General features: G+C 48.9%; 13 protein-coding genes. 12 read left to right on the top strand and 1 reads right to left on the bottom strand.

Features of this window, described 5'->3' with window-relative positions:
- Positions 1–79: 79 nt before the first annotated feature.
- Genes Q5076_RS17505 through folK form a run of 5 tightly spaced genes read left to right on the top strand, consistent with a single transcriptional unit; the run spans position 80 to position 3391 of the window.
- Positions 80–316: a DUF3098 domain-containing protein gene (locus tag Q5076_RS17505; RefSeq protein ID WP_303015058.1), complete on the top strand. Its 237-nt coding sequence runs from the start codon at positions 80–82 to the stop codon at positions 314–316.
- Between the two features lie 9 nt (positions 317–325).
- A complete protein-coding gene (locus Q5076_RS17500) occupies positions 326–1117 on the top strand; it encodes an undecaprenyl-diphosphate phosphatase (RefSeq protein WP_303015057.1) in 792 nt (263 codons plus the stop codon).
- Positions 1117–1839, top strand: coding sequence for a tRNA pseudouridine(55) synthase TruB (gene truB, locus Q5076_RS17495; RefSeq protein ID WP_303015056.1), 723 nt, complete (start codon positions 1117–1119; stop codon positions 1837–1839). The genes Q5076_RS17500 and truB overlap by 1 nt, the downstream gene beginning before the upstream one ends.
- Before the next feature lie 17 nt (positions 1840–1856).
- The gene (gene queA, locus Q5076_RS17490) at positions 1857–2915 is read left to right on the top strand and encodes a tRNA preQ1(34) S-adenosylmethionine ribosyltransferase-isomerase QueA (protein WP_303015055.1); all 1059 of its coding nucleotides are present in this window, start codon (positions 1857–1859) and stop codon (positions 2913–2915) included.
- Positions 2915–3391: a 2-amino-4-hydroxy-6-hydroxymethyldihydropteridine diphosphokinase gene (gene folK, locus Q5076_RS17485; RefSeq protein ID WP_303015054.1), complete on the top strand. Its 477-nt coding sequence runs from the start codon at positions 2915–2917 to the stop codon at positions 3389–3391. The genes queA and folK overlap by 1 nt, the downstream gene beginning before the upstream one ends.
- A gap of 160 nt (positions 3392–3551) precedes the next feature.
- On the opposite strand, the gene Q5076_RS17480 is transcribed toward folK, so the two are convergent.
- Positions 3552–3740: a hypothetical protein gene (locus Q5076_RS17480; RefSeq protein ID WP_303015053.1), complete on the bottom strand. Its 189-nt coding sequence runs from the start codon at positions 3738–3740 to the stop codon at positions 3552–3554.
- A 221-nt stretch (positions 3741–3961) separates the two neighbouring features.
- Here Q5076_RS17480 and metK point away from each other — a divergent pair, with 221 nt between their 5' ends.
- The 7 genes from metK to Q5076_RS17445 all read left to right on the top strand — a co-directional run bounded on the left by metK (position 3962) and on the right by Q5076_RS17445 (position 9204).
- On the top strand, positions 3962–5254 hold the full coding sequence (gene metK / locus Q5076_RS17475) for a methionine adenosyltransferase (protein ID WP_303015052.1): 1293 nt from the start codon (positions 3962–3964) through the stop codon (positions 5252–5254).
- A 349-nt stretch (positions 5255–5603) separates the two neighbouring features.
- On the top strand, positions 5604–6191 hold the full coding sequence (locus Q5076_RS17470) for a TIGR00730 family Rossman fold protein (RefSeq protein ID WP_303015059.1): 588 nt from the start codon (positions 5604–5606) through the stop codon (positions 6189–6191).
- Positions 6188–7024, top strand: coding sequence for a DUF4271 domain-containing protein (locus Q5076_RS17465; protein ID WP_303015051.1), 837 nt, complete (start codon positions 6188–6190; stop codon positions 7022–7024). The genes Q5076_RS17470 and Q5076_RS17465 overlap by 4 nt, the downstream gene beginning before the upstream one ends.
- 4 nt (positions 7025–7028) lie before the next feature.
- Positions 7029–7775 carry a uroporphyrinogen-III synthase gene (locus Q5076_RS17460; RefSeq protein ID WP_303015050.1) on the top strand — a complete coding sequence of 249 codons (747 nt, stop codon included), beginning with the start codon at positions 7029–7031 and terminating at the stop codon, positions 7773–7775.
- An 8-nt stretch (positions 7776–7783) separates the two neighbouring features.
- On the top strand, positions 7784–8173 hold the full coding sequence (gene rnpA, locus Q5076_RS17455) for a ribonuclease P protein component (protein ID WP_303015049.1): 390 nt from the start codon (positions 7784–7786) through the stop codon (positions 8171–8173).
- A complete protein-coding gene (gene yidD, locus Q5076_RS17450; protein WP_303015048.1) occupies positions 8170–8445 on the top strand; it encodes a membrane protein insertion efficiency factor YidD in 276 nt (91 codons plus the stop codon). Before rnpA ends, yidD begins: the two co-directional genes overlap by 4 nt.
- 21 nt (positions 8446–8466) lie before the next feature.
- On the top strand, positions 8467–9204 hold the full coding sequence (locus Q5076_RS17445) for a TatD family hydrolase (RefSeq protein WP_303015046.1): 738 nt from the start codon (positions 8467–8469) through the stop codon (positions 9202–9204).
- Positions 9205–9313: the final 109 nt, after the last annotated feature.

Here is a 9313-nt window from a genome sequence, read left to right as displayed (position 1 = left end):
AGAGTTCTGCTGTCTGATACAAGAGGATAAATTGAATTGATAGAACTCACCTAAATAGTAATTTGAAATTAGAAGAATTATGTCTGACAAGCAGAAATTTGCCTTTGATAAAGTGAACTTTATCTTGCTGGCGGTAGGGATGGCGATTGTGATTATCGGATTTCTATTGATGACAGGACCTTCGTCGTCCGAAACGGTTTTTGAACCTGATATTTTTAGTGTACGCAGGATTAAGGTGGCGCCTGTCGTTTGCCTGCTTGGTTTTTTATCTATGATTTACGCTGTATTGCGTAAGCCTAAAACAAAAGAGGAATAAGGAGGGGGTATGAGTTGGTTGGAAGCATTGGTCCTTGGGCTGATTCAGGGATTGACTGAGTATCTGCCGGTGAGCAGCAGCGGGCATCTGGCTATCGGGTCTGCATTGTTCGGCATAGAGGGTGAAGAAAATCTGGCGTTTACGATTCTTGTCCATGTGGCTACGGTGTGCAGTACGCTGGTGATTCTCTGGAAAGAGATAGAATGGATTTTCCGCGGGCTGTTCAAGTGCCGGATGAATGAGGAGACCCGTTATGTGATGAATATTGTGGTTTCTATGATACCGATTGGTATCGTAGGGGTGTTTTTTAAGGATTATGTAGAGGAGATTTTCGGTTCGGGGCTGCTGATTGTGGGGTGTATGCTGTTGTTGACGGCCGTATTGCTGGCTTTCTCTTATTATTATAAGCCGCGCCAGAAGGAGAAAATCTCGATGAAGGACGCTTTTATTATCGGTATCGCACAGGCTTGTGCCGTGATGCCGGGATTGTCCCGTTCGGGAACGACTATCGCTACGGGGCTTTTGCTGGGGGACAATAAAGCGAAGCTGGCACAGTTTTCTTTCCTGATGGTGATTCCGCCTATTTTGGGGGAGGCGTTGCTGGACAGCATAAAGATGGCGAGAGGTGAGGATGTGGTAGGCGATATTCCGGCTTTGTCTTTGCTGGTGGGTTTTCTGGCTGCTTTCTTTGCGGGTTGCCTGGCTTGCAAGTGGATGATTAACCTGGTGAAGAAGGGTAAACTGATTTATTTCGCCGTTTATTGCGCGATAGCGGGACTGGTAACGATTATATTGAGCTGATGAATTTTAAAAAGGGAGAAGTACTGTTTTTTAATAAGCCTCTCGGATGGACTTCGTTTAAGGTGGTGGGGCATGCCCGCTATCATATCTGCCGCCGGATGGGGGTGAAGAAATTGAAGGTCGGCCATGCCGGTACGTTGGACCCTCTTGCGACGGGGGTGATGATTGTATGTACGGGCAAGGCTACCAAACGGATTGAGGAGTTTCAAGGTCATACGAAGGAGTATGTCGCGACCTTGCGTTTGGGCGCTACTACTCCGTCATACGACTTGGAGCACGGGATAGATGCCACTTATCCTACGGGGCATATCACAAGGGAGCTGGTGGAGGATGTCCTGAGGCGTTTTACCGGTACGATAGAGCAGGTGCCTCCTGCTTTCTCCGCCTGTATGGTGGAGGGTAAGCGTGCGTATGAGCTGGCGCGTAAGGGCGAGGAGGTCGAATTGAAACCGAAGCGGCTGGTGATTGATGAAATCGAGTTGCTGGATTGTTGCCTGGACGGGCCGGAACCGGCGATACGGATTCGGGTGGTATGCAGCAAGGGAACTTATATCCGTGCGCTGGCGCGTGACATCGGGGAGGCGTTGCATAGCGGAGCTCATCTTACGGGGTTGGTCCGTACTCGTGTGGGGGATGTCCGGTTGGAGGATTGCCTGGACCCGGAAGGGTTCAAGGAATGGATTGACCGGCAGGAGATAGAAAATGATGAAGATAATAATTAACGTAATAAGGAATAGATATGAAGCTATCACAATTCAAATTTAAATTGCCTGAGGACAAAATCGCTTTGCATCCTACGAAGTACAGGGATGAATCGCGTTTGATGGTGTTGCATCGTAGTACCGGTGCGATTGAACACAAGATGTTCAAGGATGTGTTGAACTACTTCGATGATAAGGATGTGTTTATATTCAACGATACGAAAGTGTTTCCTGCCCGCTTGTATGGTAATAAAGAAAAGACGGGGGCTCGTATCGAGGTGTTCTTGTTGCGTGAGTTGAATGAAGAACTGAGGCTGTGGGATGTGCTGGTGGACCCGGCACGTAAAATCCGTATCGGCAATAAGTTGTATTTCGGCCCGGACGATTCGATGGTGGCCGAGGTTATTGATAATACGACTTCGCGTGGCCGTACGCTTCGTTTCCTGTATGACGGCCCGCACGATGAGTTCAAGAAGGCTTTATATGCTTTGGGCGAGACTCCGCTCCCCCACTCTATCATCAACCGCCCCGTGGAACCTGAGGATGCGGAACGTTTCCAGTCTATCTTTGCGAGGAAAGAGGGTGCGGTGACCGCACCGACCGCGAGCCTGCATTTCAGCCGTGAGTTGATGAAGCGGCTGGAGATTAAGGGTATAGATTTTGCTTATATTACTTTGCACGCCGGTTTGGGTAATTTCCGGGATATTGATGTGGAGGACTTGACGAAGCATAAGATGGATTCGGAACAGATGTTTGTGGACGAGGATGCCGTGAGGACTGTCAATCGTGCCAAAGATAACGGTAAGAGCGTGTGTGCGGTGGGCACGACGGTGATGCGGGCCATTGAGAGTGCGGTCAGTACCGACGGCCATTTGAAGGAGTTTGAGGGGTGGACGAATAAGTTTATCTTCCCGCCGTATGAGTTTACGGTGGCTGACTCGATGATTTCCAATTTCCACATGCCGCTTTCTACATTACTGATGATTGTGGCTGCTTTCGGCGGTTATGAGCAGGTGATGGATGCTTATCATGTGGCGTTGAAGGAGGGATACCGTTTCGGTACTTATGGAGACGCCATGCTGATTCTGGATAAATAATGGCGAAAGTGTATGTAGGGCTCGGCACTAATCTGGGTGATAAGGAGCAGAATCTCCGGGAGGCCGTGCGAAAGATAGAGGAGCAGGTAGGGAAAGTCGTTTCCCTGTCTGCTTTTTATGTCACTGCTCCTTGGGGATTCGCTTCGGAACATAGTTTCTTGAATGCGGCCGCTTGCATAGATACGGATTTGCCCCCTTTGGAGGTATTGCGGGAAACGCAGGCGATTGAACGGGAACTGGGGCGTACGGAGAAGTCTGCCGGCGGGGTGTATAGCGACCGCCTGATTGATATCGACCTGTTGCTTTACGATGATTTGCAGGTTTCTGCCGTCTTGCCTTCCGGGGCGGGGTTGACTCTTCCCCACCCTTTGATGGCGGAACGGGATTTTGTGATGCGCCCGTTGGCGGAGATTGCTCCCGGCCTGGTGCATCCGGTACTGAAAAGGACGATGAAGGAGATTCTGGACGGGTGTTGAAGCTTTTGCCGGCATCTCGAAGGGGCCCGGAATTCAGGGGCTCCCCTGCCGCTACCTTGGGATACCGGCGGATGTTCCGTTTCTATGTCTGTTGAAGGAGGTGCATACAGGGTTTCCCGGACGGGTCTTCCGGGGCTTTTTCTGAGGGGATAAGGTTCTTTTATTTTTTCTTTCTTTCGGCAATGAAACGCGGCAGGTAGGCGATGCATCCTACCAGGATAGCGTATAACAAATGGATTTCCTGGAATTCGATTTTCATGAAATGGCAGGCAATGGCGTAGGCGGCAATGGTAAATCCTACATAAAGCGCCAGTACGAAAAGTGTTTTTAGTTTCTTATTTAGAATCATTTTAAATTTATTTATGTGTTAAATATTGCCCAAAGATACTCATAATCTCCGAAATCTCTTTATCTTTGTAGCCGAAATGAGAGTGTGGACAGATTTGAGTAGCTTGCAACCACGGAAAAAAATGCTAAAACACGTCTTATCGACGCCTTTTCGGCTTCTCTTTGCAAGGCTCTTCTCTCCTGCCGTTTCAAGTCATAACTCATAAATTATAATTAAAGAAGATGGGATACTTATTTACATCCGAATCGGTGTCGGAAGGACACCCCGATAAGGTAGCCGATCAAATATCGGATGCCGTGCTTGACAAACTGTTGGCTTATGACCCCAGTTCGAAAGTAGCTTGCGAAACACTAGTGACTACCGGACAGGTGGTATTGGCGGGTGAAGTGAAAACAAAAGCGTATGTTGACCTCCAGCTCATTGCGCGCGAGGTGATAAAGAAAATCGGTTATACCAAGGGGGAATACATGTTTGAGAGTAATTCTTGCGGCGTGCTTTCCGCCATTCATGAGCAGAGTCCCGATATCAACCGGGGCGTGGAACGCCGGGACCCGATGGAACAGGGGGCGGGCGACCAGGGAATGATGTTCGGTTATGCAACGAACGAAACGGAAAACTATATGCCGCTTTCTCTTGATTTGGCGCACCGTATTTTGCTGGTATTGGCGGATATCCGCCGGGAGGGGAAGGTGATGACTTATCTCCGTCCGGATGCGAAGAGCCAGGTTACTATTGAATATGACGATAACGGGACTCCGGTCCGCATTGATACGATTGTCGTTTCCACCCAGCATGATGATTTTATCCGGCCGGAGGATGATTCGGAAGCTGCCCGGCTGGAGGCCGACGAGAAGATGTTGTCTGTCATCCGCCGGGATGTGGTCGGGATTCTGATGCCCCGCGTGATTGCTTCTATCCACCACGATAAGGTGCTGGCGCTGTTTAATGATAAGATTGTTTATCATGTCAATCCGACCGGGAAATTCGTAATCGGAGGACCTCACGGAGATACCGGATTGACGGGGCGTAAGATAATCGTCGATACTTACGGCGGCAAGGGCGCACACGGCGGCGGTGCATTTTCCGGGAAAGACCCTAGCAAGGTGGACCGTAGCGCTGCTTATGCGGCCCGTCATATTGCCAAGAATATGGTAGCGGCAGGTGTGGCGGATGAGATGCTTGTGCAGGTAAGTTATGCCATTGGGGTTCCCCGCCCGATTAATATCTATGTGGATACTTACGGGCGTTCCCACGTGAATATGACTGACGGGGAAATTGCGCGTGTTATCGACCGTTTGTTCGACCTTCGCCCGAAAGCGATTGAGGAACGTCTGAAACTTCGTAACCCGATTTATCAGGAAACGGCTGCCTACGGTCACATGGGACGTGAGCCGCAGATGGTGACGAAAACGTTCTCTTCCCGTTATGAAGGGGACAAGACGGTGGAAGTGGAGCTCTTTACATGGGAAAAGCTGGATTATGTAGATAAGATTAAAGCTGCTTTCGGTTTGTAGGTAGCGATGGGGAACCGTCTTTTGTTCGTTTGAAAAGAAGATGCCGGCTTGATTTAACGAGGGGTTGCCTTGGGGATAGGGCCGGATGGTTTTCTGGGGGAACGGAAAAGGACGTTTCCCGGAATGGATTCCGGAAACAGGGTGTCTTGCCTGTCGGGACTCTTTTAAGATTCGTCCTCTTGCCCGTTCTTTGTATTCTCATGAATCGGGACTGGAACAAGGGGATTGTTTTATTTGCGGCTTACGGATTGCGGCAGGTTGTTTCATTTCATTTAATGTAACGGGCAGGGTGCTTCCCTTCATTATTTTTTCGTATTTTTGCACGTGCAATCATAATATCACATAAATGATGAACCAGATACATTCCGTATGCGTATATAGTGCTTCCAGCACGAAGATAGCTCCTGTTTATTTTGAGGCGGCCGGGGAGCTCGGCCGTTTGCTTGCCGGACGCCGTATCCGCCTGATTAACGGGGCGGGCAGCATCGGGTTGATGCGTTGCGTTGCCGATGCCGTATTGAAGGGTGGCGGTGAGGTGACGGGTGTCATTCCCCGTTTTATGGTGGAACAGGGCTGGCATCATACGGGACTTACGGAACTGATTGAGGTGGAGTCCATGCATGAACGGAAGCAGAGGATGGCGGGGTTGAGCGACGGCATCATCGCTTTGCCCGGCGGATGCGGCACGCTTGAGGAATTGCTCGAGATAATTACCTGGAAGCAGTTGGGGTTATATCTCAATCCTATCGTTATTCTGAATGTGAACGCTTTCTTTGACCCGTTGCTCGAAATGCTTGAGAGGGCGATTGACGAAAACTTTATGCGCCGTCAGCACGGTGATATCTGGAAGGTGGCTCAGACGCCGGAGGAGGCGGTGGAGTTGCTTTATACGACTCCGGCGTGGGATGTCTCCATTCGTAAATTTGCAGCTATATGACGGTTGATGTTTCAAGTTCCCGGTCTGCTACGGATACTTTGGCGTTTTTCCCGCAGGGGAGCGTTGTTACGGCAGGGGCGGACAGTGCCGGTTTTCAATCGGCGGAACTCCGTCCGGCGCAGGAGGTTGTCTCCGGTTTTGAGGGGACTCCTATCCCCTATTCTCCCCGCACGGACGATGCTGTCGCATTGACGTTGCTGGTCTGCTTTTTCCTTTCTTCCATCGCTTTGGCACGGGGTAAGAAGTTTTTGTCGCAGCAGGTAAAGGACTTTGTGCTGCATCGGGAACGGACCAGTATTTTCGATACCACTACGGCGGCGGATATGCGTTATCTTCTTGTGCTTGTCGTGCAGACCTGCGTGTTGTCGGGGATTGCTTTTTTCAATTATTTTCATGATGTGTCTCCTGTATTGATGGACTCCGTATCCCCTCTCCTGCTGCTGGGTATTTACATCGGTTCCTGCCTTTCTTATTTCTTGCTGAAATGGCTGGTTTATATGTTTCTGGGATGGACTTTTTTTGATAAAAATCGGACAAATATGTGGCTGGAATCTTATTCGACGCTCATATATTATCTGGGATTTGCGCTGTTTCCCTTCGTGCTTTTTCTGGTTTATTTCGATTTGAGCCTGACTAACTTTATCATCATCGGAACTGTTATTCTAATTTTTGCTAAAATATTGATGTTTTATAAGTGGATAAAGCTTTTTTTTCATCATTTTAGCGCTCTTTTCCTATTAATTTTGTACTTTTGCGCTCTTGAAATAGTGCCTTGTCTATTACTCTATCGGGGCATGATTCAAATTAACAATATATTGCTAATAAAATTTTAGGACGTTGAAAATTAAAAAAGTACTAGTGTCGCAGCCTAAGCCTGCGTCAGAGAAATCTCCCTATTACGACATCGCTGAAAAATATGGCGTAAAAATAGATTTCCGGCCGTTTATCAAGGTTGAAAGTCTTTCGGCGAAAGAGTTTCGGCAACAGAAAATTTCGATTCTCGACCATACTGCCGTTATATTTACCTCTCGCCATGCTATCGACCATTTTTTCAATTTGTGTACAGAATTGCGTGTGACAATTCCGGAGACAATGAAGTATTTCTGTGTGACGGAAGCGGTGGCATTGTATATTCAGAAGTATGTGCAATACCGTAAGCGTAAAATCTTCTTCGGAGCTACAGGGAAGATTGAGGATTTGGTTCCTGCCATCGTGAAACATAAAACGGAGAAATATCTTGTTCCCATGTCGGACGTGCACAATGATGACGTGAAAAACCTGCTCGATAAGAACAACATACAGCATACGGAAGCTGTGATGTATCGCACGGTAAGCAACGACTTCACGCCGGACGAGGAATTCGATTATGATATGCTGGTGTTCTTCAGCCCTGCCGGAGTGACTTCATTGAAGAAGAATTTCCCGGATTTTGACCAGAAGGAAATTAAAATCGGCACATTCGGTTCTACTACCGCACAGGCTGTACGCGATGCGGGACTCCGTTTGGACCTGGAAGCTCCTACGGTACAGGCTCCGTCGATGACGGCTGCGCTTGACATGTTTATCAAGGAAAACAATAAGTAAACTGCAGAGTGGGTATATATACTTTGTGCAAGGCTGAAAGGCTGAATCGTAAAATTTTAATCGGAAAGATGTTTGAAGGCGGCGCGTCCAAGTCGTTTTCCATCTTTCCGATACGTGTTGTATATATGCCTGTCGATGAAGGGGAAGCTCCTGTTTCGATACTTGTCAGCGTATCGAAACGGCGTTTTAAGCGGGCGGTGGAACGTAACCGGGTGAAACGGCAGATACGTGAGGCCTACCGCAGGAATAAACATCTTCTGACGGACGGGTTGTCAGGCCGGGGGAAACATCTGGCGGTTGCTTTTATCTATTTGTCGGATGAACCGGTAGTTACCGCCCAGTTGGAAGAGAAAATGAGAATAGCGCTTTTGCGTATTTCCGAGAAACTGTCTTTATGAAGCCTCGTATTTCCCGGATGTCCCGTATCCGGACATTGGTGACGGGAATTTTAAGGAGGGTGTTTTCATTCGCATTATTGATACCTATCTATTTCTACCGGATTTGCATATCCCCTTTGACCCCTCCTTCTTGCCGGTTTACTCCGACTTGTTCTGTTTATGCGATTGAGGCGATTAAGAAGCATGGCCCTGTGAAAGGTTTTTATCTGGCTGTGAGGCGTATTCTGAGGTGTCACCCTTGGGGAGGCTCCGGATATGACCCCGTGCCTTGAACGGTTTGAAAGGTGAAGGCGGTGGAAAAGAATGCATGCAGGATATTGGATGTCCATACTCACAGGTTGCCCGGCGTCTCCGGCCGGGAAGGGGCAATTGTCAATTGCCGTTTATCGGCGGATTCTCCGTTGCATACGGCGGCGGAAGATTCCGGGATTCCCGTTTGCGGTGAGGGGGCGCTTGTTTGCGGGGAAGGTGTATCCGTTTGTGGGGAGGGAGGTTATTATTCTGCCGGGATTCATCCGTGGGACTTGACGGGGAGTGATGCCGGGCGCCAATTGGGGCTTTTGCGGGAATTGCTTGAGGCGAAACGGCTTATAGCCGTAGGTGAAGCGGGGCTGGATAAGTTGGCAGGAGCTTCGATGGAATTTCAGTCGGCGGTGTTTAAGAGGCAAATAGAGTTGTCGGAGGAATATGGATTGCCGTTGATTATCCATTGTGTGAAGGCGGCGGACGAATTATTGGCTTTGAAAAGAGAGCTTCACCCGGTCCAGCCTTGGATATGGCATGGGTTTCGCGGTAAACCCGAACAGGCGGAACAGTTGCTGCGGAAGGGGTTTTATCTGTCTTTCGGGGGGCGTTATCCTGAAAGGACGATGAAGGCTGTGCCTGACGGGCGCTTGTTGCTGGAAACGGACGACGGTCCTGAAAGTATCGAGGAAATATTATGCCGGGCTGCGACAGTGCGCGGGGTGGGCAGGGAGGAATTGCGGATGATTGTCTGTAATACTGTCCGGGATATCTTTTTTAGGGCGTAAGAGTTGTTTCTTCCGAGAAAGAGTCGTACTTTTGCCGCATATCGGACTGAAAAGACAATAAAAACCAAATAATTAAAGAGTAATACGATGAATTTTGTAGAAGAATTGA

This window comes from uncultured Bacteroides sp. (assembly GCF_958445495.1).
Classification (GTDB): Bacteria; Bacteroidota; Bacteroidia; order Bacteroidales; family Bacteroidaceae; genus Bacteroides.
The sequence above is the reverse complement of the archived record's forward strand: the minus strand, read 5'-3'. Positions and strand labels throughout refer to the sequence as shown.

Excerpts from the sequence above, each read along its gene's own strand:
- Q5076_RS17470 (WP_303015059.1), top strand. The coding sequence starts at position 5,604 with ATGAACCAGATACATTCCGTATGCGTATATAGTGCTTCCAGCACGAAG.
- metK (WP_303015052.1), top strand. The coding sequence starts at position 3,962 with ATGGGATACTTATTTACATCCGAATCGGTGTCGGAAGGACACCCCGAT.
- Q5076_RS17500 (WP_303015057.1), top strand. The coding sequence starts at position 326 with ATGAGTTGGTTGGAAGCATTGGTCCTTGGGCTGATTCAGGGATTGACT.
- Q5076_RS17505 (WP_303015058.1), top strand. The coding sequence starts at position 80 with ATGTCTGACAAGCAGAAATTTGCCTTTGATAAAGTGAACTTTATCTTG.
- folK (WP_303015054.1), top strand. The coding sequence starts at position 2,915 with ATGGCGAAAGTGTATGTAGGGCTCGGCACTAATCTGGGTGATAAGGAG.
- truB (WP_303015056.1), top strand. The coding sequence starts at position 1,117 with ATGAATTTTAAAAAGGGAGAAGTACTGTTTTTTAATAAGCCTCTCGGA.
- yidD (WP_303015048.1), top strand. The coding sequence starts at position 8,170 with ATGAAGCCTCGTATTTCCCGGATGTCCCGTATCCGGACATTGGTGACG.
- Q5076_RS17480 (WP_303015053.1), bottom strand. The coding sequence starts at position 3,740 with ATGATTCTAAATAAGAAACTAAAAACACTTTTCGTACTGGCGCTTTAT.
- queA (WP_303015055.1), top strand. The coding sequence starts at position 1,857 with ATGAAGCTATCACAATTCAAATTTAAATTGCCTGAGGACAAAATCGCT.
- Q5076_RS17465 (WP_303015051.1), top strand. The coding sequence starts at position 6,188 with ATGACGGTTGATGTTTCAAGTTCCCGGTCTGCTACGGATACTTTGGCG.